The organism is Streptomyces sp. NPDC034103 (genome assembly GCF_055575395.1).
Window position 1 is genome coordinate 489,014 of the sequence record NZ_JBVISS010000006.1, and the last position, 25,024, is coordinate 514,037.

Sequence of the window (25,024 nt, forward strand, 5' to 3'; positions counted from 1 at the left end):
TTTCGGAGCCGTTGTGGTCAAAGCGAAACGCGTTACTGGACACCCCCGCGGCACCCCTAAACTGGGCCCGTGACCGAGAACGCTCAGCAGCAGCCATCAGCGCCCGACACCGAACTGCCGACCCAGTACGCGCCGGCCGAGGTAGAGGGGGCGCTGTACGAGCGCTGGGTGGAGCGGGGTTACTTCGCCGCCGACGCGAAGAGCGACAAGCCCGCGTACACCATCGTCATCCCGCCGCCGAACGTCACCGGCTCCCTGCACCTGGGGCATGCCTTCCAGCACACGCTCATGGACGCCCTCACGCGCCGCAAGCGCATGCAGGGGTACGAGTCGCTGTGGCTGCCCGGCATGGACCACGCCGGTATCGCGACCCAGAACAAGGTCGAGCAGCAGCTCGCCGAGGAGGGCAAGTCGCGGCACGACCTGGGGCGCGAGGAGTTCGTCGAGCGCGTCTGGCAGTGGAAGGAAGAGTACGGCGGCAAGATCCTCGGCCAGATGCGCCGCCTCGGCGACGGCGTCGACTGGGACCGTGAGCGCTTCACGATGGACGAGGGCCTGTCCAAGGCCGTCCTCACCATCTTCAAGAAGCTCTACGAGGACGAGCTGATCTACCGTGCCGAGCGCATCATCAACTGGTGCCCCCGCTGTCTGACCGCCATCTCCGACATCGAGGTCGAGTACCAGGAGGACGACGGCGAGCTCGTCTCCATCACGTACGGCGAGGGGGAGGAGACGCTCGTCGTCGCCACCACCCGTGCCGAGACCATGCTCGGTGACACCGCCGTCGCCGTTCACCCCGACGACGAGCGCTACCGGCACCTCATCGGCAAGCGGATCAAGCTGCCGCTGACCGACCGCACCATCCCGGTCGTCGCCGACACCCACGTCGACCCCGAGTTCGGCACCGGCGCCGTGAAGGTGACCCCGGCCCACGACCCCAACGACTTCGCCATCGGCCAGCGCCACGGCCTGGAGTCGATCACGGTCATGGACGAGCGGGCCGTCATCACGGTCCACGGACCCTTCCAGGGCCTGGACCGCTTCGAGGCGCGCTCCGCCATCGTCGCGGCGCTGCGCTCGCAGGGCCGGATCGTCGCCGAGAAGCGGCCCTACGTCCACTCCGTCGGCCACTGCTCGCGCTGCAAGACCACCATCGAGCCGCGCCTGTCGATGCAGTGGTGGGTCAAGGTCGGCCCGCTCGCCAAGGCCGCCGGTGACGCGGTCCGCGACGGCCGGGTCAGGATCCACCCCGAGGACATGTCGCAGCGGTACTTCGACTGGGTCGACAACATGCACGACTGGTGCATCTCGCGGCAGTTGTGGTGGGGCCACCGCATCCCCGTCTGGTACGGCCCCGACGGCGAGGTCGTCTGTGTCGGCCCGGACGAGGAGCCGCCGGCCGGCGAGGGCTGGACCCAGGACACCGACGTCCTGGACACCTGGTTCTCCTCCGGCCTGTGGCCGTTCTCCACGCTCGGCTGGCCCGAACAGACCGCGGACCTGCGGAAGTTCTACTCCACCGACGTCCTGCTGACCGGCCACGACATCATCTTCTTCTGGGTCGCCCGGATGATGATGTTCGGCCTCTACGCCATGGACGGCGAGGTCCCGTTCAAGACGATCGCCCTGACCGGCCTGGTCCGCGACGAGCGCGGCAAGAAGATGTCGAAGTCCTTCGGCAACGTCGTCGACCCGCTCGACTGGATGGACAAGTACGGCTCCGACGCCGTCCGCTTCACCCTGGCCCGCGGCGCCAACCCCGGCACCGACGTCCCGATCGGCGAGGACTGGGTCCAGGCGTCCCGGAACTTCGCCAACAAGATCTGGAACGCCACCCGTTTCGCGTTGATGAACGGCGCGACGGTCGAGGGTCCGCTGCCGTCCCCCGAGCAGATGTCGGCGACCGACCGCTGGATCCTGTCGCGTCTCAACAAGACGGTCGCTCAAGTGGACGCGTTCTACGAGGACTTCCAGTTCGCGAAGCTCTCCGACGCGCTCTTCCACTTCGCGTGGGACGAGGTCTTCGACTGGTACGTCGAGCTGTCCAAGACCACGTTCATGGCGGGCGGCGAGGGCGCGAAGGTCTCCGGCCGCGTCCTCGGCGAGGTCCTCGACGTGACGCTGAAGCTGCTGCACCCCATCGTCCCGTTCGTCACCGAGACCCTGTGGACCACCCTCACGGGCGGCGAGTCGATCGTCATCTCCGACTGGCCGACGGACAGCGGCTTCCGTGACGACGCCGCCGAGCGGGAGATCGAGACCCTCCAGTCCGTCATCACCGAGGTGCGCCGCTTCCGCGCCGACCAGGGCCTCCAGCCCGGCCAGCGCGTCCCGGCCCGCCTCGCCCTCGACGGCACGGCGCTCGCGCCGCACGAGGCCGCCATCCGCCAGCTTCTGCGCCTCCAGCCGGAGGGCGACGCCTTCACGGCCACGGCGACCCTCCCGGTCGCCGGCGCCGAGGTCGCCCTCGACCTCTCCGGCACCATCGACGTCGCGGCGGAGCGCAAGCGCCTCGCCAAGGACCTCGCGGCCGCCGAGAAGGAGAAGGCCCAGGCCACGGCGAAGCTCGGCAACGAGGCGTTCCTCGCCAAGGCCCCGGACAACGTGGTGGACAAGATCCGCGGCCGGCTGGCGAAGGCGGACGAGGACATCGCCCGTATCCAGTCCCAGCTGGACAGGCTGCCTCAGCAGTAGCCGACCCAGGGGCGCGGGGCCGCATCGATGTGCGGCTCCGCCCCGTGGGCGCGACCAGCCGCGAACCTCCCCGCGCCCGCAAGGCGGCACCAGCCACCCCACTCCATGGGCGGCATGTCGGTCAGCCTCCGTAGACTGACCCCGTGAGCGACAGCGACCCCTTCGACGAGATCATCGACGCCGAGACAGACCGGGACCCCGACCTCGCGGTCATCGAGGCCGGCAGCCGCACCCTGCGCACCCAGGGCGGCCCGCCGGAGGCAGACGTGCCGGGACGACCCCAGGACCCCGAGGTCGACAAGGCTCTGCGCGCGGTCGAGGCGGACCTCGCCACGCGGTGGGGCGAGACCAAGCTGGAGCCGTCCGTCAGCCGTATCGCCGCGCTCATGGACGTCCTGGGCGACCCGCAGCGGTCGTACCCCTCGATCCACATCACCGGCACCAACGGCAAGACCTCCACCGCCCGCATGATCGAGGCCCTCCTCGGCGCCTTCGAGCTGCGCACCGGCCGGTACACCAGCCCCCACGTGCAGTCGATCACCGAGCGCATCAGCCTCGACGGGGCGCCGATCTCGGCGGAGCGGTTCATCGAGACGTACGAGGACATCAAGCCGTACGTCGAGATGGTCGACGCGCAGCAGGAGTACCGGCTGTCCTTCTTCGAGGTGCTGACCGGCATGGCGTACGCCGCCTTCGCCGACGCCCCGGTCGACGTGGCGGTCGTCGAGGTCGGCATGGGCGGCTCCTGGGACGCCACCAACGTCATCGACGGGGACGTCGCCGTCGTCACCCCCATCGACCTGGACCACACCGACCGGCTGGGCGAGACGACCGCCGCGATCGCCACGGAGAAGGCCGGCATCGTCAAGCAGGACGCGACGGTCATCCTGGCGCAGCAGCCGGTCGACGCCGCTCAAGTCCTGCTGAAGAAGGCGGTCGAGGTCGACGCCACGGTCGCTCGTGAGGGGCTCGAGTTCGGGGTGGTCGCGCGGCAGGTCGCGGTCGGCGGGCAACTGCTCACGCTGCGCGGGCTCGGCGGGGAGTACGAAGGGGTCTACCTCCCGCTGCACGGCGCCTACCAGGCGCACAACGCCGCTGTGGCGCTCGCCGCGGTCGAGGCGTTCTTCGGCGTCGGCTCGCAGCGGCCCGAGCCGCTCGACCTCGACACCGTCCGCAAGGCCTTCGCGGCCGTGACCTCCCCGGGGCGGCTGGAGGTCGTACGGCGCTCTCCCACCGTCGTGCTGGACGCGGCGCACAACCCCGCGGGTGCCCGCGCCACCGCTGAAGCGATCGGCGAGGCCTTCGACTTCAGCCGGCTGATCGGGGTGGTCGGGGCGAGCGGCGACAAGAACGTGCGTGGGCTGCTGGAGGCCTTCGAGCCGATCTTCGCGGAGATCGTCGTCACCCAGAACACCAGTCACCGGGCGATGGACGCCGACGAGCTTGCCGGAATCGCCGTCGAGGTGTTCGGTGAGGAGCGCGTACAGGTCGAGCCGCGGCTGCCCGACGCCCTGGAGGCCGCGATCACGCTGGCCGAGGAGGAGGGCGAGTTCGCGGGCGGCGGTGTGCTCGTCACCGGATCGGTCATCACAGTCGGCGAGGCCCGGCTGCTGCTGGGGAAGGGCTGAAACCCACCAATGCGTACTCTGTGCTCCTCGACCCTGATCGGCGAGTTCTTCATCATCGGCTTCGCCGCGCTGGTCGCCATGAAGGACGACAGCCTGTCCACGTCGGCGGTGTGGACGGTCAGCGGCGTCGCCATGGTGCTCTGTCTGGTGCTGTGCGGTGTGATCACCCGGCCCGGCGGCGTCGCCCTCGGCTGGGCCCTCCAGATCGCCCTGATCGCCTCGGGGTTCGTGGTGCCGACGATGTTCTTCCTGGGCGTGGTCTTCGCGGCGCTGTGGTGGGCCTCGGTGCACTACGGACGGAAGGTCGACGAGGCGAAGGCCAGGTTCGCGGCGCAGGCCGACTCCCCTACACCTGACGCTGCGTGACCGGCCGGGGGACACGCCCGGTAATCTCGTCACCCGCACGTTTTTTGATCACAAGGAGCCCGTCGTGACCCAGCGCACCCTCGTCCTGCTCAAGCCCGACGCCGTCCGTCGTGGCCTGACCGGCGAGATCATCAGCCGCATCGAGCGCAAGGCCGGCTGGCAGATCACCGCGCTGGAGCTGCGCACCCTCGACCAGGACACGCTGGAGCAGCACTACGGCGAGCACAAGGGCAAGCCGTTCTACGAGCCGCTGGTGGAGTTCATGGCCTCCGGTCCGGTTGTGGCGCTGATCGTCGAGGGCGAGCGGGTCATCGAGGGCGTGCGCGCGCTGGCCGGCCCGACCGACCCGATCGCCGCGGCGCCCGGTTCCATCCGCGGTGACTTCGGTGTGATCGTCCGCGAGAACCTGATCCACGCCTCCGACTCGGAGGAGTCGGCCGAGCGCGAGGTGAAGATCTTCTTCCCCGGCCGCGCCTAGGCTCCGCGCGCGATCCTTCCGTGCGTGGGTTTCGTGGCTTTTTCTGACGGCGTGTCATGTCGCCTGTCGGTCTGACCTGGGACGGCCGTCTGTTTTCGGCCGTCCCTTGGCATATGCGTGCCGATCGGGGGAACGGGTTCCCCCTATGGACCGTCTCCACAAGCGCGGCGGCCTCTGATCTGCTGACAATGGCGAAGACCCTCGCGCAGTGTTCGCGTAGGCGCCACTACGATGGAAGCCTTCACGTCACAGCACCCACTTCGCCGACCTGAAAAGCCCTCAAAGCTCCCAGGAAGGCCAGACGAATCCTGATGGGGAACTCAATGTCGTTCATCGGCCGTGACATGGCTGTCGACCTCGGGACCGCCAACACGCTGGTGTACGTCAGGGGTCGCGGGATCGTACTCAACGAGCCGTCCGTCGTCGCGATCAACACGAACACCGGTGGAATCCTGGCCGTCGGCGCCGAAGCGAAGAAGATGATCGGGCGCACGCCCGGCAACATCGTTGCCGTGCGTCCGCTGAAGGACGGTGTCATCGCCGACTTCGAGATCACCGAGCGGATGCTCCGCTACTTCATCCTGAAGATCCACAAGCGGCGGTATCTGGCTCGTCCGCGGGTCGTCGTCTGTGTGCCCTCGGGCATCACGGGCGTCGAGCGCCGCGCCGTCATCGAGGCGTCGTCCCAGGCCGGCGCCCGCCAGGTGCACATCATCGAGGAGCCCATGGCGGCCGCCATCGGCTCCGGCCTGCCGGTCCACGAGGCCACGGGCAACATGGTGGTGGACATCGGCGGCGGCACCACGGAGGTCGCGGTCATCTCGCTCGGCGGCATCGTCACCGCCCAGTCCATCCGCGTCGCGGGCGACGAGCTGGACAACGCGATCATCCAGCACATCAAGAAGGAGTACTCCCTCCTCCTCGGTGAGCGGTCGGCCGAGCAGATCAAGATCACGATCGGTTCGGCGTACGACCTCGACAATGACGAACACACCGAAATCCGCGGCCGGGACCTCGTCTCCGGGTTGCCCAAGACCGTCGTCATCTCGGCCGCCGAGGTCCGCAAGGCGATCGAGGAACCCGTCAACGCGATCGTCGACGCGGTCAAGACGACCCTCGACAAGTGCCCGCCCGAGCTGTCCGGCGACATCATGGACCGCGGAATCGTCCTGACCGGCGGCGGCGCCCTGCTGCGCGGTCTGGACGAGCGGCTGCGCCGGGAGACCGGCATGCCGATCCACATCGCCGAGGACCCGCTGGACAGCGTGGCGCTCGGCTCCGGCAAGTGCGTGGAGGAGTTCGAGGCGCTCCAGCAGGTCCTGGACGCCCAGCCGCGCAGATGACGTAACTCGTCGATTCCGCCGTACGAGATGATCTCCTCTCGTACGGCGGATCGTTGATATAGAGGCATAAGCTCGCGCACACACCCGCGCCTACACATCCGCACATTCCTGAACACCGCACATTCCTATTGAGGAAGGCACGCCGCCGCACGTGAGGGACACACGAGAGAGCCGGCTGCTCCTGGTGCTGCTGATCGCCATCGCGTTCGCGCTGATCACGGTGGACATCCGCGGCGGGGAGGACTCGCCGGTCGACGGTGCCCGCCAGGCCGCGGCCACGGTCTTCGGCCCCGTCGAGGACGGCGTCTCGACCGCCGTGAACCCGGTCGGCAACGCGGTCTCCGCGATCCGCGACTCCGGCGAGCGACACGACCGGATGGCCGCGCTGGAGAAGGAGAACGCGGCCCTCAAGGCCCGCCTCGGCAGCGACGACCGCAACGCCAGCCGCCTCAAGCAGCTCACCAGCATGCTGAACGTGGCCGCCGAGGGGCAGTACGGCATCAAGGGCGCCGAGGTCATCGCCATAGGAGCGGCCCAGGGCTTCTCCTGGACGATCACCATCGACGTCGGCAGCAACGACGGCATCAGGCGCGACATGACCGTGCTCAACGGCGACGGACTGGTCGGCCGCGTGACCACCGTCGGCCCCGACACCGCCACCGTGCTGCTCGCCAGCGACCCCGACTTCACCGTCGGCACCCGCATGGAGGCCGGCGACGAGCTGGGCTTCGCCTCCGGGCAGGGCGACCGCCCGCTGCGCGTCGAACTCCTCAACGGCAAGGCCGAGGTGAAGAAGGGCGACCGTCTGGTCACCTTCGGCTCGCAGGCCGACAAGCCCTTCGTGCCCGGCGTCCCCGTCGGCGTCGTCTCCCGCGTCGACCCTTCCGGCGGCGACCTCACCCGCACCCTCTACGTCACGCCGTACGTCAGCTTCACCAAGCTCGACATCGTCGGCGTCGTCGTCGAGACCCCGAAGAAGGACCCGCGAGACACGGTGCTGCCCGACAAGCCGAAGCCGACCCCCCGGCCGACCGTCACCGTCACGGTGACCCCGTCCGCCAACGCCCCCGCCGACGGCCAGCTCGAGCAAGAGCAGTAGGAGCTGATTCCCCTTGCGTGTCAACCGGATCCTGCTCTCCACCTCCCTCGTCGTCGTCGCCCTGGTCCTCCAGGTCAGCGTCCTGGCCCGACTCCACCTCCCGGGCGCCGTCCCCGACCTGCTGCTGCTGACCGTCCTCGGCCTGGCGATGGTCTACGGCCATGTCGGCGGCGCCCTCGTCGGGTTCGGCGCGGGTCTGCTGGCCGACCTCGCGCCGCCCGCCGACCACGCCGCCGGGCGCTACGCGCTGGTGCTGTGCGTCATCGGCTATCTCGCCGGGCTCGCCAAACCGGAGAACGGCAGACTCAAGTCGGCCACCGGCCCGATGCTCGTCGTCGTCGCCGCGGCCATCGGCACCACCCTGCTCTACGCCGGTGTCGGCGCCCTCGTCGGCGACACCGCCGCCCGCCATGTCGGCCTCGGCAGCCTGCTGTTCACCGCCGCGCTCTACGACCTGCTGCTCGCGCCCTTCGTCGTCCCCGGCATCATGGCGCTCGCCCGCCGCGCCGAGAACGACCCCCTCGCGGAGACCACCTCCGCCGCCAACGCCACCGACATCTCCTCCGGCTGGCTCTCCTCGGGCACCGGCCTGAAGATCGGCGGCCAGCGCGGCGGACTCGGCGCGCTGAGGACCAAGGCCCGCACCCGCACCGCACGCGTCGGGCGCATCAAGGGGGTCAAGCGGCTGTGACGGCGGGGCATGTGCTCGTGGAGCAGGCGCCGGTGAGGGCGGGGCAGATGGCCGACAGGCCGGGCGAGTTCACCCGAACGTGTCCGCCGGGACGGAACGCGGCCTCACAGGTCAGCCGTTCATCATTCGTACGCGCACACCACACGGCGCACTGAGAGGGGGCGGCAGCCGCAGTGACCAACATCCCCGAGACCGGTCGGACCCCACGGGTCCAGATCAGGCTCATCGTGATCCAGATCCTCGTCCTGTCCCTGCTCGGCACCCTCGGCGGGCGCCTGTGGTACCTCCAGATCCGCGAGGGCGACGAGTACGCCAAGGAGGCCTCCGGCAACCACGTCCAGCAGGTCGTGGAACCCGCCGTCCGCGGCTCGATCCTGGACGCGCGCGGCGTGCCCATCGCGGACAACGAGACCCGGCTCGTGGTCTCCGCCTCCCGCACCGACCTGCTGAAGATGAAGGACGACGGCAAGGCCGTCCTCACCAAGCTGGCCAAGGTCCTCGGCATGACGCCCCAGGAGGTCATGCAGAAGGTCCGCCTCTGCGACGCCAAGACCCCCCAGCCCTGCTGGAACGGCTCGCCGTACCAGCCCATCCCCATCACCGACGAGGCCACCGCCAAGCAGGCCCTGCAGATCCGCGAGCGCGCCGAGGACTTCCCCGGCATCACCGCCGAGCCCGAGGCCGTCCGCCGCTACCCGAGCCCCGGCAAGGCCAACACCGCCCAGGTCCTCGGCTACCTCTCCCCGGTCACCGACGAGGAGATCACCAAGGCCCAGGACACCGACTCGCCCTACCTGCGCTCCGACCAGGTGGGCCGCAGCGGCCTGGAGCGCCAGTACGACAAGGCGCTGCGCGGCAAGGCCGGCGTCACCCGCTACGAGGTCGACAACCTCGGCCGCGTCATCGGCCAGGCCGAGGCCGACGAGGCCCAGCCCGGCGCCAACCTCGTCACCAGCGTCGACGCCCGCGTCCAGCGGGTCGCGGAGTACGAGCTGAACGACGCGATGAAGAAGGCCCGCGAGGTCTTCGACGACAACACCGGCGAGAACTACAAGGCCGACTCCGGCGCGGTCGTCGTGATGGAGGCCAAGACCGGCCGCATCGTCGCCATGGCGTCCAACCCGACCTACGACCCGAACGCCTGGGTCGGCGGCATCTCCGCCAAGGACTACAGGAAGCTCACCGGCAAGGACTCCAACTACCCGCTGATCAACCGGGCCATCCAGGGCCAGTCGGCGCCGGGCTCCATCTTCAAGGTGGTCCCGACCGCCGCGGCGGTCAACGCCGGCTACTCCTTCGCCGGCCCCTACAACTGCTCCAGCTCGTACTCCATCGGCGGCCAGGTCTTCAAGAACTTCGAGACCAAGGGATACGGCCCGATCAGCCTCGGGCGCGCCCTGGAGGTCTCCTGCGACACCGTCTTCTACCGCCTCTCCCACGAGGAGTGGAAGAGGGACGGCGGCCTCAAGCCGAAGAAGGACGCCAACAACTGGTTCTACAAGACCGCCCACCAGTTCGGTCTCGGCGCCACCACCGGCATCGACCTGCCCAACGAGGTCAGCGGCCGCATCCCGGACCGCAAGTGGAAGCAGGACTACTGGAAGGCCAACAAGGACGCCTGGTGCAAGACGGGGAAGAAGGGCGGCAGCTACGCCGAGCAGATCGCCTACGAGAACTGCCTCGAAGGCAACCTGATGCGCGCCGGTGACTCCGTCAACTACTCCATCGGCCAGGGCGACACCCTCGTCACCCCCATCCAGATGGCCACCATCTACGCCGCGATCTCCAACGGCGGCACGCTCTACGACCCCTCCGTCGGCAAGGCCGTCGTCAGCGCCGACGGCAGGACGGTCGAGGAGATCAAGCCGAAGGCCCACGGCAAGCTGCCCATAAGCGCCAAGACGCTGGCCGAGATGGACGACGCCCTCGCGGGCGTCGCCACCCGCGGCACCGCCGCCTGGCGGTTCGCCGACGTCGGCTGGCCGCAGGACAAGATCCCGATGCACGCCAAGACCGGTACCGCCGAGGTCTACGGCAAGCAGACGACGTCCTGGTTCGCCACGTACACCAAGGACTACGCGGTCGTCATGACCATCTCCCAGGGTGGTACGGGCTCCGGCGCCTCCGGTCCCGCCGTGCGCAACATCTACGACGCGCTGTACGGCGTCTCCGACGACGGCACCATCGACAAGAAGAACGCCCTGCTGCCCACCCCGCAGAAGGGCCTGCCGAAGGTCCAGACGGACGGCACGATCAAGTCCCCGAAGGTCTCCAAGGACCCGGGCAAGGAGCAGCGGGTGACCCAGGAGGGCGCCCCCGAGCCGGACGAGACCCAGCTGGCGGCGACCGTCGAGAACACCGCGACACGTAACCGCGACACCCGCAGGCGCCGCCGCAGGGGAAGCCGGAGGATGTGCACATGACCGGCAACAGCTTCTCCGTCCCCGGCTACGGTCCCGAACGGGCGGGCTGGACCCGGCTGTTCGCCCGGGACTCCGTGGCCCGCCGGCTGGACTGGCCGATACTGTTCGCGGCCCTCGCCCTGTCGGGGATCGGCTCGCTGCTGGTCTTCTCGGCCACCCGCAACCGCACCGAGATCAACCAGGGCGACCCGTACTACTTCCTGATCCGGCACATCATGAACACCGGCATCGGCTTCGCCCTGATGATCGGCACCGTCTGGCTCGGCCACCGCGCGCTGCGCACGGCCGTGCCGATCCTCTACGGCGCCTCGGTGTTCCTGATCCTGATGGTGCTCACCCCGCTCGGCTCCACGGTCAACGGCGCGCACTCCTGGATCGTGCTCGGCGGCGGCTTCTCCCTCCAGCCCTCGGAGTTCGTGAAGATCACGATCATCCTGGGCATGGCGATGCTGCTGGCGGCGCGGGTCGACGCGGGCGACAAGCCCTACCCGGACCACCGCACCGTCCTCCAGGCGCTCGGCCTTGCCGCCGTGCCGATGCTGATCGTCATGCTGATGCCCGACCTCGGGTCGGTCATGGTCATGGTCATCATCGTGCTGGGCGTGCTGCTCGCCTCCGGCGCCTCCAACCGCTGGGTGTTCGGCCTGCTCGGCGCGGGCGCGACGGGCGCGATCGCGGTCTGGCAGCTCGGCGTCCTGGACGACTACCAGATCGCCCGCTTCGCCGCCTTCGCCAACCCCAGCCTCGACCCGGCCGGCGTCGGCTACAACACCAACCAGGCCCGTATCGCCATCGGCTCCGGCGGACTCACCGGCTCCGGCCTGTTCCAGGGCTCGCAGACCACCGGCCAGTTCGTGCCGGAACAGCAGACCGACTTCGTGTTCACCGTGGCGGGCGAGGAGCTCGGCTTCGTCGGGGCGGGCCTGATCATCGTGCTGCTCGGCGTGGTGCTGTGGCGGGCCTGCCGCATCGCCCGCGAGACGACCGAGCTGTACGGCACCATCGTGGCCGCCGGGATCGTGGCCTGGTTCGCCTTCCAGTCCTTCGAGAACATCGGGATGACCCTCGGGATCATGCCGGTCACCGGCCTGCCGCTGCCGTTCGTGTCGTACGGCGGAACGTCGATGTTCGCGGTGTGGCTGGCGGTCGGACTGCTCCAGTCGATCAGGGTCCAACGGCCGATGTCGGCATAGCGCCACGGTTCGTGCCCCGCGGTGGCACATGCCCGATGAGTACCTGTGTGGTGGGGGAGTGGGATGTCCGACGAGTACGTGGCCGTGTGCCCGGTCGACGAGGAACTGGTGAGCCGGGTCCTGCGTCTGGCGGAGCTGGACCTGACCGACGCCGACGCCGTCGAGGCCGCGACCGGCGAGGCCGGCTGGTCCGACTGGTCGCAGGCGGTCCAGGGCCCGGCGTACGAGGAGACGCCCGACGTTCCCGAGGCCACACATGTCACCCCGCAGGGCCACTTCGTGACCGCCGACGGCGACGGCGCGCTCTCGCTGCCCTTCGCCTACCTCTACACGGTCGACGGCGGCCTGCTCGACGAGGACATCTGGGACGCGGTCCCCGGCTGGAGCAGCCAGGAGGGCGCCTGGCGACCGGAGTTCGACGCCCACTACGCCACCGTCGTCCAGCGCTTCACCGATCGGCTCGGACCACCGGACCACGATATACGCCTGCCCAAGTACGACACCCGGTACGTCAGCTGGCGCCTGGAGCACAACGCGCTGGTCGTCGCACAGGGCCCCGAGCCGCTGTCGTACCACCAGTTCGAGGACGCCCACATCCTGCTGATCTCCCGGACCGCGAAGGACGCGCCGTTCCCGGACGCCGAGCAGCTGCGGGCACTCCTCACCTCCTGACCTCGGCAGTCCACCCGGGGACTCGCCGTCGGTGCCCTCTGCCGTCCCCGCCCGACTCCGTCTAGATTCGGTGCATGGCGGACACACAGCGCGAGATCGAGCGAAAGTACGAGTCCGACGAGAGCGGGCTGCCCGACCTCACCGGCGTCGCCGGGGTCGCGGCGGTCATCGACAAGGGCGTCGCCCCTCTGGACGCCACCTACTACGACACCCACGACGAACGCCTCGCCGCGTCCTCGATCACCCTGCGCCGCCGCACCGGTGGCTCCGACCCCGGCTGGCATCTGAAGTTCCCCGTCGCCCCCGGCGTACGGGACGAGATCCGGGCCCCGCTCTCCGACACCCTGCCCGACACCCTCGCCGCCCTGGTCCGCTCCCGGGTCCGGGACGGCGCGCTGGTGCCCGTGGTCCGGCTGCGCTCCGACCGGGACGTGCGCGACCTCATGGACGCCGACGGCCGGCTGCTCGCCGAGGTCAGCGTGGACGCCGTGCACGCGCGACGGCTCGCCGGAGGCGACGGCAGCGCCCAGTGGACCGAGATCGAGGTGGAACTGGCGGACGACGGGGACCCGGCCTTCCTCGACAAGGTGGAGAAGCGATTGCGCAAGGCGGGGGTGCGGCCCTCGGCGTCGACGTCGAAGCTCGCGCGCGCCCTGGCCGAGACCGCCCCGCGCAAGCCCGACCTGGCGCCCGTCGAGGACCCCGTGACCGCGGGCGACCACGTGCTCGCGTACGTCCGCACCCAGCGGGACGCGATCGTCGGGCTCGACCCCGCCGTACGCCAGGACACCGAGGACGCGCTCCACCAGATGCGCGTCGCCACCCGCCGGCTGCGCAGCACCTTCAAGTCGTTCGGCGAGGTCCTGGACCGGGCGGTCACCGATCCGATCGGCGACGAGCTGAAGTGGCTGGCCGGCGAGCTGGGCGTGGACCGGGACCGGGAGGTGCTGAACCAACGGCTGTCGGCGACCCTCGACGAGCTGGACCCGACGCTGGTCGCCGGACCGGTCGCCGAGCGACTGAACCGCTGGGCGGGTGACCGGTCCGGGGCAAGCGCCCGGCTGATCGGGGTCCTCGACTCCCGCCGCTACCTGGCCCTCCTCGACACCCTGGACGGGGTGCTCACCGACCCGCCGCTGCGGAAGGCGGCCGGGAAGAAGCCCGGCAAGGTGCTCGCCGAGGCCGTACGCGAGGACTTCGGGAAGGTGTCCGCGCTCGTCGAGCAGGCGCTGGAACTGGAGCCCGGCACCGACCGGGACGCCGCGATCCACGAGGCGCGCAAGAAGACCAAGCGCACCCGGTACGCGGCGGAGGCGGCCACCCCCGCTCTCGGCAGGCCCTCGAAGTCCCTGACCAAGAGCATGAAGGGGCTGCAGAACCTGCTCGGGGAGCACCAGGACAGCGTCATGGCCCGCCAGACCCTGCGCGAGCTGTCGGCGGTGGCGCACGCGGCGGGCGAGAGCGCCTTCACGTACGGGGTGCTGTACGAGCGCGAGGAGCAGCGGGCGGCGATGGTGGAGGCCGAGCTGCCCGGCCGCTGGGACGGGATCAGGGGCGCGGCGGACGCCCTGTGAGCCTTCGGGCGTGCTGGGGGTGGCCGTGGCCGCGTTAGGCTAGATGGTCACCCCTGCCAGCAAACCCTGTCCTGTCAGTCCAGCCCACCCCACGAAGGTTCGCGAGATGTCTGCCGAAGTCGCTGCGGCCGCTGAGTCTGTGTTCCCGCAGCTCGAAGCTCTGCTCCCGCATGTGCAGAAGCCGATCCAGTACGTCGGCGGAGAGCTCAATTCCACGGTCAAGCCGTGGGAGTCCTGTGACGTCCGCTGGGCGCTCATGTACCCCGACGCCTACGAGGTGGGCCTGCCCAACCAGGGCGTCATGATCCTCTACGAGGTCCTCAACGAGCAGGAGGGCGTCCTGGCCGAGCGCACGTACAGCGTGTGGCCGGACCTGGAGGCGCTGATGCGGGAGCACGCCGTCCCGCAGTTCACGGTGGACAGCCACCGGCCCGTGGGCGCGTTCGACGTCTTCGGCCTCTCCTTCTCCACGGAGCTGGGCTACACGAACATGCTGACGGCGCTGGACCTGGCGGGCATCCCGCTGGAGTCCCGCGACCGCGGCCTGGACGACCCGATCGTGCTGGCGGGCGGCCACGCGGCCTTCAACCCCGAGCCGATCGCGGACTTCATCGACGCGGCGATCATCGGCGACGGCGAGCAGGCCGTGCTCGACATGACGCGGATCATCCGCGAGTGGAAGGCGGAGGGCCGGCCCGGCGGCCGCGAGGAGGTCCTCTTCCGCCTCGCGAGGACGGGCTCGGTGTACATCCCGGCGTTCTACGACGTGGAGTACCTCCCGGACGGCCGTATCGCCCGGGTGGTCCCCAACAAGTCGGGGGTCCCGTGGCGGGTGTCGAAGCACACGGTCATGGACCTCGACGAGTGGCCGTACCCCAAGCAGCCCCTCGTGCCGCTGGCCGAGACGGTCCACGAGCGCATGTCGGTGGAGATCTTCCGCGGCTGCACGCGCGGCTGCCGCTTCTGCCAGGCCGGCATGATCACCCGCCCGGTGCGCGAGCGGTCCATCACGGGCATCGGCGAGATGGTCGAGAAGGGCCTGAAGGCGACCGGCTTCGAGGAGGTGGGCCTGCTGTCGTTGTCGTCGGCCGACCACACCGAGATCGGCGACATCGCCAAGGGCCTGGCGGACCGGTACGAGGAGGACAAGATCGGTCTGTCCCTCCCCTCGACCCGCGTCGACGCCTTCAACGTGGACCTGGCGAACGAACTCACCCGCAACGGCCGCAGGTCGGGCCTGACCTTCGCGCCCGAGGGCGGCTCCGAGCGCATGCGCAAGGTCATCAACAAGATGGTCTCGGAAGAGGACCTCATCCGTACGGTCGCCACCGCCTACGGCAACGGCTGGCGCCAGGTGAAGCTGTACTTCATGTGCGGCCTGCCCACGGAGACCGACGAGGACGTCCTGCAGATCGCCGACATGGCGATGAACGTCATCCAGAAGGGCCGCGAGGTCTCCGGCGCCAACGACATCCGCTGCACGGTCTCCATCGGCGGCTTCGTCCCCAAGCCCCACACGCCCTTCCAGTGGGCCCCGCAGCTCTCGGCGGAGGAGACCGACGCCCGCCTGGAGAAGCTCCGCGACAAGATCCGGGGCGACAAGAAGTACGGCCGCTCCATCGGCTTCCGCTACCACGACGGCAAGCCCGGCATCGTCGAGGGCCTGCTGTCCCGCGGCGACCGCCGTATCGGCGCCGTCATCCGCGCGGTCTACGAGGACGGCGGCCGCTTCGACGGCTGGCGCGAGCACTTCTCCTACGACCGCTGGATGGCCTGCGCCGACAAGGCCCTGGCCGACTTCGGCGTCGACGTCGACTGGTACACCACCCGCGAACGCTCCTACGAGGAGGTCCTGCCCTGGGACCACCTGGACTCCGGCCTCGACAAGGACTGGCTCTGGGAGGACTGGCAGGACGCCCTCGACGAGACAGAGGTCGACGACTGCCGGTGGACCCCCTGCTTCGACTGCGGGGTGTGCCCGCAGATGGACACGAGCATCCAGATCGGCCCCACGGGCAAGAAGCTGCTGCCGCTCACGGTCAAGAACGGCGGCCCGACACCGGCGGGCAGCGGGCACACGCACTGACTCTTCTCGGCGCTGGGGGTTCGGGGTGACCTGAGCGACGCCGAGTTGATATGCGGCGGGGGGAGCGGGCGTCTTGTTCGGTATGGATCTCGAGAAGACCGTGCCGGCGTCGCAGTCGCGGCAGCCCGAGGGGTGTCTGGCGGTGGCGATCCGTGTTCCGGTGCGGATCGTCGTGCTGGTGCTCGTGGTGCCCGTGCGGATGGTGTGGGACGTGTGTGTCGTGGCGGGGAGGTTGCTGAACGACACCGTGCTGCGGCCGTTCGGGCGGGCGTTGCTGTGGGTCGGGCGGGCCCTGTTCGTGTGGCCGTTGGTGGGGCTGTGGCGGTATGCGGTCGTGCCGTTCGGCAAGGGGCTGGGGTGGCTGGGGAGGTACCTCCTCGTCGTGCCGGTGGTGTGGCTGTACCGGTATGTGCTCACACCCGTGGGGCACGGTCTCGCCTGGGTCGGGCGCGGGCTCGGGGCCGGGTGTGCGTGGGTGTACGCGCGCGTGCTCACACCTGTCGGACACGGGGTGTGCGCTGTCGTGGCGTGGCTGGCGCGGTATCTCTTCGTCGTGCCCGCCACCTGGGTCTATGCGTGGATCCTGGCGCCCTTCGGGCACGCCGTCGTATGGCTGGTCAAGGGGGTCGGGCTCGCGCTGTACTGGGTCACCCGCGTGGTTCTCGTGCTGCCCCTGCTCGCGCTGTGGCGGTGGGTGCTGGTGCCCGTCGGGCGGTTGCTCGCCGTCGTGGGGCGGGAGGTGGGGGAGGCCCTCGGGCACGCGTGGCGGGTCGCCGGGCATGTCTCGCGCGCGGTCGGACGGTTCCTGGGGACCCTCTTGCGGTGGCTCTTCGTCGAGCCGGTGCGATGGGTGTACCGGACGGTGCTCACACCTGTCGGGCACGTCGTCCGCGACCTGGTGCTGCGGCCCGTGGCGGAGGCCGCGCGCAGTGTGCGGAGGGCCACTCGGCAGGCGGTCACGGCCGCCCGGGAGTCCGTACGGCAGGCCCGGGCGGACTTCCGGCGCATGCTCCTCGGCGAGCCCGCCGAGAGGGTCGCGGTGGACCGGCGGGAACCGATCGGCCGCGAGACACGTACTCTTGGTAGCAGTACGACCGCACTCACGAAGGACTGAACGACACTGGGCAAGCGACAGCCCGAAGGCCCGCCGCCCGCACCCGCGGTGCAGCGCATCCGACTGCGCTACACCAAGCGCGGCCGCCTCCGGTTCACCAGCCACCGTGACTTCCAGCGCGCCTTCGAGCGTGCGCTGCGCCGTGCCGAGGTGCCGATGGCGTACTCGGCGGGGTTCACGCCGCATCCGAAGGTGTCGTACGCCAATGCCGCACCCACCGGCACGGGCAGCGAGGCGGAGTATCTGGAGATCGCGCTCACCGCGGCGCGTGATCCGGAGCAGCTCAGAGCGCTGCTCGACGAGTCGCTGCCGACCGGCCTCGACATCGTCGACGCGGTCGAGGCCCGGGCCTCCGGGCTCGCCGACCGGCTCACGGCTTCGGTGTGGGAGCTGCGGCTCGACGGAGTGGACCCGGCCGACGCCGAGCGCGCGGTCGCGGCCTTCAACGCCGCCGAGTCCGTCGAGGTCCAGCGGATGACCAAGAACGGTGTCCGCACCTTCGACGCCCGCCCCGCGGTCGCCCGGCTGGAGACGCACCATCCCCAGGCTGATAGGCCGACCGACCAGCCCTGTGCGATACTGCGGCTGGTTGTTCGGCACGTGACGCCTGCCGTACGACCCGACGACGTCCTGTCCGGTCTTCGCGCCGTGGCCGACCTGGCGCCGCCGGTCCCCGCAGCGGTGACCAGGCTGGCGCAGGGGCTGTTCGACGCAGAGAGCGGCACGGTGACCGACCCGCTCGCGCCCGACCGCGAGGCAGCTGAGGCCCAAGCGGCCGCTGCCGCCGCGAAGGCGCCGGCGTAGGGAAGGTCCCGCGAAAGGACGGACGTCGTAGCGCCGCCCTCGTACTCGGGAGCCACCTGGGTCGGGCAGCGTACCGACCACAAGACTTTCGCCAGGCCGTACCCAACAAGGGTGTACGGAACCGGCGAGACAGGACACAGAGAGCTTCCGTGCGGCGCCCGCGCCCCGGACGGCGGCACCGCGCAACGCGCGAGCCGCGGACGTCACCGGCATTTGCCGGGCCAGGCGCGGCGCCCGGGAGCCTGACGGGAGAACCGCCCGCATGCTCGAACCGACCGAACCCACCGAGGGTTCCGAACTCAACACCCCCAGCGACACCCTGCCGCCGCGTCGTCGGCGCCGGGCCGCTTCCCGACCGGCGGGTCCGCCGGTCGGCGCCGCCGCCGAGACCCCGGACGAGGTGACGTCGGCCGTACCGGCCGCCGATCCCGTCGACACGGTCGAGGCCGAGGAGACCGAAGAGACCGAAGAGACCGAGGAGGCGACGGTCGCCGCGGAGGCCACCGACGCCCCCGAGCCCGTGGTGGAGCCGGCTCCGGCCGGTCGTACGCGTCGGCGTGCCACTCGGCGCGCCACCGCGCCCGCCGGTGCCACGGCCGCGGCCGAGGCCGCCGAGACGGTCGTGCCCGTGGCCGACACGCCCGTGACGCCCGCCGCCGAGACCGCGCCCGCCGCCGAGACCGCGCCTGCGGCCGAGGACGCCGTCGAGCCCGCGTCCGCGGGGCGTGCGCGTCGGCGTGCCACGCGGCGTGCCTCCGCGCCCGCCGGTGCTCCGGCCGCCGCGGAGAGCGTCGTGCCCGCCGCCGAGGAGACCCCCGCCGTCGCCGAGACCCCCGCCGAGCCGGTCGCCGTCGAGGCGCCCGCCGAGGAGGCCGCGCCTGCCGGTCGCACCCGGCGTCGGGCCACGCGTCGGGTGACCGCGCCCGTCCAGGACACCGAGGCCCAGGCGACGCCCGCGCCCGAGCCGGCCGCCGTCGCCGACGAGGCCGCCCCCGAGGAAGAGGCCCCGCGCCGGACCCGCCGTCGCACCACGCGCCGTACGTCGGAGAGCGTGGAGGCGCCCGTGAGCGCCGCCGAGGAGACCGAGCCGGTCGCCGAGGCCGCCGTGGAGGCTCCCGCCGCTGCCGAAGCGCCCGCCGCTGACGAGGAGGCCGCCCCGCGCCGTGCGCGACGCCGTTCCGTGCGTCGGGCCGCCACCGGGTTCGCCGCGCCCGCCGCCACGGAGGCCGCAGAGGCCGAGGACGACGAGCCGCGCAAGCCCGCCCGGCCCGCCGTGGCCGTGTTCCAGGCGCCCGTGTTCACCGAGCCGCAGTTCCAGACGCCGCAGCGGGCCGCCGCCGAGGCCGCCGCCGCGGGGACGGAGCCCGAGGAGGCCGAGGAGGAGTTCCAGGAGGAGCCCGCCCCGCGCCGCCGGCGCCGCCGCCGGGGTGCCGAGGAGCCCGCCGAGGCCCCGGCCGCCGTGGAGAGTGCCGCCGAGGACGAGACGGACGAGGCCGAGGACGGCACCGACGCCGAGGACTCCGCCGAGGCCGACGACGCCGAGGAGAGCGGTTCGCGCCGTCGCCGCCGTCGCGGTGGCCGCCGCCGGCGCCGCGGTGACTCCGCCGAGGCCGAGGCGGACGGCGAGGACAACGACGAACTCGCCGCCGAGCACGCGGATCAGGACGCCGAGGACACCGCCGAGCAGACCGACGAGGACGCCGACGAGGACCACTCCGACGACGGCGGCTCCTCGTCCTCCAGCAGCCGTCGCCGCCGGCGCCGTCGTCGCCGTGCCGGTGACACCTCCGTCGACACCGAGCCCGACGACGGCGACCCGGAGCGCACGGTCGTCAAGGTCCGCGAGCCCCGTCCCGCGCGGGAAAAGAGTGCCGAGCCGTCCGACGAGGTGCAGTCCATCAAGGGCTCGACCCGTCTGGAGGCCAAGAAGCAGCGCCGCCGCGAAGGCCGTGAGCAGGGCCGCCGCCGGGTGCCGATCATCACCGAGGCCGAGTTCCTGGCCCGCCGCGAGGCCGTCGAGCGCGTGATGGTCGTCCGCCAGTACGGCGACCGCACGCAGATCGGCGTCCTCGAGGACAACGTGCTCGTCGAGCACTACGTCAACAAGGAGCAGGCCACCTCGTACGTCGGCAACGTCTACCTGGGCAAGGTCCAGAACGTGCTGCCGTCGATGGAGGCCGCCTTCATCGACATCGGCAAGGGCCGCAACGCGGTGCTCTACGCCGGTGAGGTCAACTTCGAGGCGCTCGGCATGGCCAACGGGCCGCGGCGCATCGAGAGCGCGCTGAAGTCCGGTCAGCCGGTGCTCGTGCAGGTGACCAAGGACCCGATCGGGCACAAGGGCGCGCGGCTCACCAGCCAGGTCTCCCTGCCCGGGCGCTACCTCGTGTACGTGCCCGAGGGTTCGATGACTGGCATCAGCCGCAAGCTGCCCGACACCGAGCGCGCGCGTCTGAAGACCATCCTCAAGAAGATCGTCCCCGAGGACGCGGGCGTCATCGTGCGCACCGCCGCCGAGGGCGCGAGCGAGGACGAGCTGCGCCGCGATGTCGAGCGTCTGCAGGCGCAGTGGGAGGACATCCAGAAGAAGGCGAAGAACGGCAACGCGCCGACGTTGCTGTACGGCGAGCCGGACATGACCGTCCGGGTCGTCCGCGACATCTTCAACGAGGACTTCACCAAGGTCGTCGTCAGCGGTGACGAGGCGTGGGAGACCATCCACGGATACGTCTCGCACGTGGCGCCCGACCTCGCCGACCGGCTGTCGAAGTGGACCTCCGAGATCGACGTCTTCGCGTCGTACCGGATCGACGAGCAGCTCGCCAAGGCGCTGGACCGCAAGGTCTGGCTGCCCAGCGGCGGCTCGCTGGTGATCGACCGGACCGAGGCGATGGTCGTGGTCGACGTCAACACCGGCAAGTTCACCGGTCAGGGCGGCAACCTCGAGGAGACGGTCACCAGGAACAACCTGGAGGCGGCCGAGGAGATCGTGCGTCAGCTGCGGCTGCGCGACCTCGGCGGCATCATCGTCATCGACTTCATCGACATGGTGCTGGAGCAGAACCGGGATCTGGTGCTGCGGCGCCTGCTCGAGTGCCTGGGCCGGGACCGGACCAAGCACCAGGTCGCCGAGGTCACCTCGCTGGGCCTGGTGCAGATGACCCGTAAGCGGGTCGGCCAGGGCCTGCTGGAGTCCTTCTCCGAGACCTGCGTCCACTGCAACGGGCGCGGTGTCATCGTGCACATGGAGCAGCCGACCTCCGCCGGTGGCGGCGGCAAGCGCAAGAAGCGCGGGCGCGGTGGCATCGAGCACGTGCACGAGGCCGCGGTGGCCGCCGAGAGCGCCGAGTCCGCCGAGGAGGCGGAGATCGAGACCGAGGACGAGGTCGCCGCCGAGGCCGCGGCTCCGGTCGCGCTGCCCGCGCCGGAGTACGAGGTGGACGAGGAGCTGTACAGCAGCGCCGCCGAGGCGGAGGCCGCCGCGACCCGTGGCCGTTCGCGGCGCCGGACGAGCCGGCGGGCGTCGGCTCCGGCCGGCACGCCCAGGCGGGAGCGGGCGGAGAAGGCCGAACAGGCCTCCGAGAAGGCCGAGGTCCCCACCGCTCAGGACGTGAGCGTCGAGGACGAGATCGAGCGTCCGGTGCAGCCGGAGCCGGCCACGCCGGCGCAGGCCGAGCCGACCGCCGTCGAGGACCCGGTCGTCGAGGACGCCGCGCCGAAGGGCCGTACGCGCCGTCGTGCGACCCGGAAGGTCTCGGCGCCCGCCGGATCGCCCGCGGGTGCGGAGGCGGCCGTCGTGACGGTCACCGAGTCCGTGCCGGCGCCCGCGCCGGTCGCCGAGGAGGCCCCGGCCGAGCCGGTGGCCGCCGAGGCGCCCGCCGAGAGCGCCGCCCCGGCCCGTCCGCGGCGCCGTGCCGTCCGCAAGGCGACCGCGCCCACCGCGTCGGAGGAGGCGGCCGTCGTGGTCGTCCCGGCGACGGAGAGCGCCCCCGAGGCCCCGGCCGCCGAGGAGGAGGCCGCGGCTCCGGCGAAGAGGGCGGCCCGCAAGACGGCCAAGAAGACGGTCGCGAAGAAGGCCGCCACCAAGAAGACCGCGGCCAAGAAGACGGTCGCGAAGAAGGCGACGACCAAGAAGGCCGCCGCCAAGAAGACGACGGCGAAGAAGACCGCGGCGGCCGAGCAGACGGCGTCCTCGGTCTCCGCTTCCGCCGACGAGAGCTGAGGTCCGGCTCGTCCCGGGTGTGCGGCTGGTCCGAAGTGATCAGCCGCACACCCCGGGGGCCCCAGCCCGGTTTGACCCGTTCGGCTGCGGCCCCGTAGCCTTGAGCGTCGGCGTGTCGACTGACACGTCACATCCCCGTAAACCTCTTCCTCCCGGGTTGTCCGACCGGGAGAGGCTGCCCTTGTGTCGGGCTGCTGGACTGCGGGGGTGCCGTCCCCGAGCAAGAGAGTGAGATCCGCGTGTACGCCATCGTGCGCAGCGGTGGTCGCCAGCACAAGGTTGCTGTCGGCGACATCGTTGAGGTTGACAAGATTTCCACTGCCAAGGTTGGCGACACGGTCGAGCTCTCGACCCTGCTCGTTGTCGACGGCGACTCCGTGACCAGCGACCCGTGGGTGCTGGCCGGTATCAAGGTTCAGGCCGAGGTCGTGGACCACCACAAGGGCGTCAAGATCGACATCCTTCGCTACAAGAACAAGACCGGCTACCGCCGTCGTCAGGGCCACCGCCAGCAGTACACGGCGATCAAGGTCACTGAGATCCCCGCGGCTGCGAAGTAAGGGACTGAGGAGAGATGGCACACAAGAAGGGCGCATCGTCCACCCGTAACGGTCGTGACTCCAACGCTCAGCGCCTCGGCGTGAAGCGCTTCGGCGGTCAGGTCGTCAACGCGGGTGAGATCCTGGTCCGCCAGCGCGGCACCCACTTCCACCCCGGTGCGGGCGTCGGCCGTGGCGGCGACGACACGCTGTTCGCGCTGAACGCCGGTGCGGTGCAGTTCGGCACCCACCGTGGCCGCAAGGTCGTGAACATCGTCCCGGTCGCCTGAGCTAGCGCTTAGGGCTCAGACCGAACGTTTCGCGAGGCGGACCTCACTTCCCGTGCGGGAAGGCGGGTCCGCCTTTCGCGTGTTAGAGCAGTAGAGAACCGTACGAAGATTTCAAGTGCTGGAGGCACCTCACCATGACCACCTTCGTGGACCGCGTCGAACTGCATGTCGCCGCGGGTAGCGGAGGTCACGGCTGTGCCTCCGTCCACCGGGAGAAGTTCAAGCCGCTCGGCGGCCCCGACGGCGGCAACGGCGGACGGGGCGGCGACGTCATCCTGACCGTCGACCAGTCGGTGACCACGCTCCTGGATTACCACCACTCCCCGCACCGCAAGGCCACCAACGGCAAGCCCGGCGAGGGCGGCAACCGCTCCGGCAAGGACGGCCAGGACCTGGTCCTGCTGGTCCCGGACGGCACCGTCGTCCAGGACCGGGCGGGCAACGTCCTTGCCGACCTGGTCGGGCACGGCACCTCCTATGTCGCCGCCCAGGGCGGCCGTGGTGGCCTCGGCAACGCGGCGCTGGCCTCCGCGCGGCGCAAGGCGCCCGGCTTCGCGCTGCTCGGTGAGCCGGGGGAGCTCCACGACATCGTCCTGGAGCTGAAGACCGTCGCCGACGTGGCGCTGGTCGGCTACCCGAGCGCGGGCAAGTCCTCGCTGATCTCGGTGCTGAGCGCGGCCAAGCCGAAGATCGCCGACTACCCCTTCACCACCCTGGTGCCCAACCTCGGTGTGGTGACCGCCGGTTCGACCGTCTACACCATCGCCGACGTGCCCGGTCTGATCCCGGGCGCCAGCCAGGGCAAGGGTCTGGGCCTGGAGTTCCTGCGGCACGTGGAGCGGTGCAGCGTGCTGGTGCACGTGCTGGACACGGCGACCCTGGAGTCCGACCGTGACCCCGTCTCCGACCTCGACATCATCGAGGAGGAGCTGCGGCAGTACGGCGCCGGGCTGGACAAGCGGCCCCGGATGGTCGTGCTGAACAAGATCGACGTCCCGGACGGCAAGGACCTGGCCGAGATGGTGCGCCCCGAGCTGGAGGCGCGCGGCTACCGCGTCTTCGAGGTGTCGGCGGTGGCGCACATGGGGCTGAAGGAACTGTCGTTCGCGCTGGCCGACGTGGTCGCGAAGGCGCGCGCCGCGCGGCCGAAGGAGGAGGCGACGCGGATCGTCATCCGGCCCAAGGCCGTGGACGACGCGGGCTTCACCGTGACGCGCGAGGAGGACGGGCTGTTCCGGGTGCGCGGCGAGAAGCCGGAGCGCTGGGTGCGGCAGACCGACTTCAGCAACGACGAGGCCGTGGGCTACCTCGCCGACCGGCTCAACCGCCTCGGTGTCGAGGAGAAGCTGATGAAGGCGGGCGCCCGCGCGGGCGACGGTGTCGCGATCGGCCCCGAGGACAACGCGGTCGTCTTCGACTGGGAGCCGACGCTGATGTCGGGTGCCGAGATGCTCGGCCGGCGTGGTGAGGACCACCGCTTCGAGGCACCGCGTCCCGCCGCGCAGCGGCGCCGCGACAAGGAGGCCGAACGGGACGAGGCGTCGCGGGAGTTCGACGACTTCGACCCCTTCGAGGGCTGACCGTCCCGACCCGCCGCGTGAGCAGACCTGGCGCGCGGCGGGGCGAGCGACCGTCGTTCCGGTGAGTCGTACGGGCAGTCGGCCGTGGCTGAGGATCTTGAACCTCGCCACGGCCGACTGCCCGTACGGCAGCCGGAGTTCACGTGTCCCCGCGGGGGGCGGCCGACCGCGGCGGACGGGCACCCCTGTGCCGCCGGGGCCCCCTGTTGTCTTCCCAGTTGTCATGCA

18 protein-coding genes are annotated in these 25,024 nt (G+C 70.8%); all 18 read left to right on the forward strand.

Annotation, left to right across the window (positions count from 1 at the left end; all coding sequences use genetic code 11):
• Positions 1 to 69 precede the first annotated feature (69 nt).
• A complete protein-coding gene (locus tag ACZ56U_RS16260; protein ID WP_469084654.1) occupies positions 70 to 2,694 on the forward strand; it encodes a valine--tRNA ligase in 2,625 nt (874 codons plus the stop codon).
• Between the two features lie 143 nt (positions 2,695 to 2,837).
• On the forward strand, positions 2,838 to 4,322 hold the full coding sequence (folC, locus tag ACZ56U_RS16265; protein ID WP_469084655.1) for a bifunctional tetrahydrofolate synthase/dihydrofolate synthase: 1,485 nt from the start codon (positions 2,838 to 2,840) through the stop codon (positions 4,320 to 4,322).
• Between the two features lie 9 nt (positions 4,323 to 4,331).
• The gene (locus ACZ56U_RS16270) at positions 4,332 to 4,688 is read left to right on the forward strand and encodes a DUF4233 domain-containing protein (protein WP_391241441.1); all 357 of its coding nucleotides are present in this window, start codon (positions 4,332 to 4,334) and stop codon (positions 4,686 to 4,688) included.
• 64 nt (positions 4,689 to 4,752) lie between these two features.
• Positions 4,753 to 5,166: a nucleoside-diphosphate kinase gene (gene ndk / locus ACZ56U_RS16275; RefSeq protein ID WP_391241443.1), complete on the forward strand. Its 414-nt coding sequence runs from the start codon at positions 4,753 to 4,755 to the stop codon at positions 5,164 to 5,166.
• Positions 5,167 to 5,489: 323 nt separating this feature from the next.
• Entirely contained in the window at positions 5,490 to 6,509 is a 1,020-nt protein-coding gene (locus tag ACZ56U_RS16280; RefSeq protein ID WP_466186876.1) for a rod shape-determining protein, read from the forward strand.
• A 151-nt stretch (positions 6,510 to 6,660) separates the two neighbouring features.
• Positions 6,661 to 7,608 carry a rod shape-determining protein MreC gene (mreC, locus tag ACZ56U_RS16285; protein ID WP_469084656.1) on the forward strand — a complete coding sequence of 316 codons (948 nt, stop codon included), beginning with the start codon at positions 6,661 to 6,663 and terminating at the stop codon, positions 7,606 to 7,608.
• Positions 7,609 to 7,621: 13 nt separating this feature from the next.
• On the forward strand, positions 7,622 to 8,299 hold the full coding sequence (mreD, locus tag ACZ56U_RS16290; RefSeq protein ID WP_469084657.1) for a rod shape-determining protein MreD: 678 nt from the start codon (positions 7,622 to 7,624) through the stop codon (positions 8,297 to 8,299).
• A 173-nt stretch (positions 8,300 to 8,472) separates the two neighbouring features.
• Positions 8,473 to 10,722, forward strand: coding sequence for a penicillin-binding protein 2 (gene mrdA / locus ACZ56U_RS16295; RefSeq protein ID WP_469084658.1), 2,250 nt, complete (start codon positions 8,473 to 8,475; stop codon positions 10,720 to 10,722).
• Complete coding sequence (rodA, locus tag ACZ56U_RS16300) at positions 10,719 to 11,915, forward strand: rod shape-determining protein RodA (RefSeq protein ID WP_391241456.1); 1,197 nt, start codon at positions 10,719 to 10,721, stop codon at positions 11,913 to 11,915. Before mrdA ends, rodA begins: the two co-directional genes overlap by 4 nt.
• Positions 11,916 to 11,978: 63 nt before the next feature.
• Positions 11,979 to 12,587 carry a hypothetical protein gene (locus ACZ56U_RS16305; protein WP_469084659.1) on the forward strand — a complete coding sequence of 203 codons (609 nt, stop codon included), beginning with the start codon at positions 11,979 to 11,981 and terminating at the stop codon, positions 12,585 to 12,587.
• Between the two features lie 74 nt (positions 12,588 to 12,661).
• Entirely contained in the window at positions 12,662 to 14,161 is a 1,500-nt protein-coding gene (locus tag ACZ56U_RS16310; RefSeq protein ID WP_469084660.1) for a CYTH and CHAD domain-containing protein, read from the forward strand.
• Positions 14,162 to 14,267: 106 nt separating this feature from the next.
• Positions 14,268 to 16,247 (forward strand): TIGR03960 family B12-binding radical SAM protein, encoded by a 1,980-nt coding sequence (locus ACZ56U_RS16315; protein ID WP_469084661.1) that lies wholly within the window; start codon positions 14,268 to 14,270, stop codon positions 16,245 to 16,247.
• A gap of 82 nt (positions 16,248 to 16,329) precedes the next feature.
• Entirely contained in the window at positions 16,330 to 17,361 is a 1,032-nt protein-coding gene (locus tag ACZ56U_RS16320) for a hypothetical protein (RefSeq protein WP_469084662.1), read from the forward strand.
• A 48-nt stretch (positions 17,362 to 17,409) separates the two neighbouring features.
• Positions 17,410 to 18,165: a TIGR03936 family radical SAM-associated protein gene (locus tag ACZ56U_RS16325; protein WP_469084663.1), complete on the forward strand. Its 756-nt coding sequence runs from the start codon at positions 17,410 to 17,412 to the stop codon at positions 18,163 to 18,165.
• 262 nt (positions 18,166 to 18,427) lie between these two features.
• The gene (locus tag ACZ56U_RS16330; RefSeq protein WP_469084664.1) at positions 18,428 to 22,387 is read left to right on the forward strand and encodes an Rne/Rng family ribonuclease; all 3,960 of its coding nucleotides are present in this window, start codon (positions 18,428 to 18,430) and stop codon (positions 22,385 to 22,387) included.
• A gap of 239 nt (positions 22,388 to 22,626) precedes the next feature.
• On the forward strand, positions 22,627 to 22,947 hold the full coding sequence (gene rplU, locus ACZ56U_RS16335) for a 50S ribosomal protein L21 (RefSeq protein ID WP_041819941.1): 321 nt from the start codon (positions 22,627 to 22,629) through the stop codon (positions 22,945 to 22,947).
• A gap of 14 nt (positions 22,948 to 22,961) precedes the next feature.
• Entirely contained in the window at positions 22,962 to 23,216 is a 255-nt protein-coding gene (gene rpmA / locus ACZ56U_RS16340) for a 50S ribosomal protein L27 (RefSeq protein ID WP_030961848.1), read from the forward strand.
• A gap of 134 nt (positions 23,217 to 23,350) precedes the next feature.
• Complete coding sequence (gene obgE / locus ACZ56U_RS16345) at positions 23,351 to 24,796, forward strand: GTPase ObgE (protein ID WP_469084665.1); 1,446 nt, start codon at positions 23,351 to 23,353, stop codon at positions 24,794 to 24,796.
• The last annotated feature ends 228 nt before the right edge of the window (positions 24,797 to 25,024 follow it).

Coding starts and splice junctions, on each gene's coding strand:
- ACZ56U_RS16270 (WP_391241441.1), top strand. CDS start 4,332: ATGCGTACTCTGTGCTCCTCGACCCTGATCGGCGAGTTCTTCATCATC.
- ACZ56U_RS16280 (WP_466186876.1), top strand. CDS start 5,490: ATGTCGTTCATCGGCCGTGACATGGCTGTCGACCTCGGGACCGCCAAC.
- rodA (WP_391241456.1), top strand. CDS start 10,719: ATGACCGGCAACAGCTTCTCCGTCCCCGGCTACGGTCCCGAACGGGCG.
- ACZ56U_RS16305 (WP_469084659.1), top strand. CDS start 11,979: ATGTCCGACGAGTACGTGGCCGTGTGCCCGGTCGACGAGGAACTGGTG.
- ACZ56U_RS16310 (WP_469084660.1), top strand. CDS start 12,662: ATGGCGGACACACAGCGCGAGATCGAGCGAAAGTACGAGTCCGACGAG.
- ACZ56U_RS16315 (WP_469084661.1), top strand. CDS start 14,268: ATGTCTGCCGAAGTCGCTGCGGCCGCTGAGTCTGTGTTCCCGCAGCTC.
- ACZ56U_RS16320 (WP_469084662.1), top strand. CDS start 16,330: ATGGATCTCGAGAAGACCGTGCCGGCGTCGCAGTCGCGGCAGCCCGAG.
- ACZ56U_RS16330 (WP_469084664.1), top strand. CDS start 18,428: ATGCTCGAACCGACCGAACCCACCGAGGGTTCCGAACTCAACACCCCC.
- rpmA (WP_030961848.1), top strand. CDS start 22,962: ATGGCACACAAGAAGGGCGCATCGTCCACCCGTAACGGTCGTGACTCC.
- obgE (WP_469084665.1), top strand. CDS start 23,351: ATGACCACCTTCGTGGACCGCGTCGAACTGCATGTCGCCGCGGGTAGC.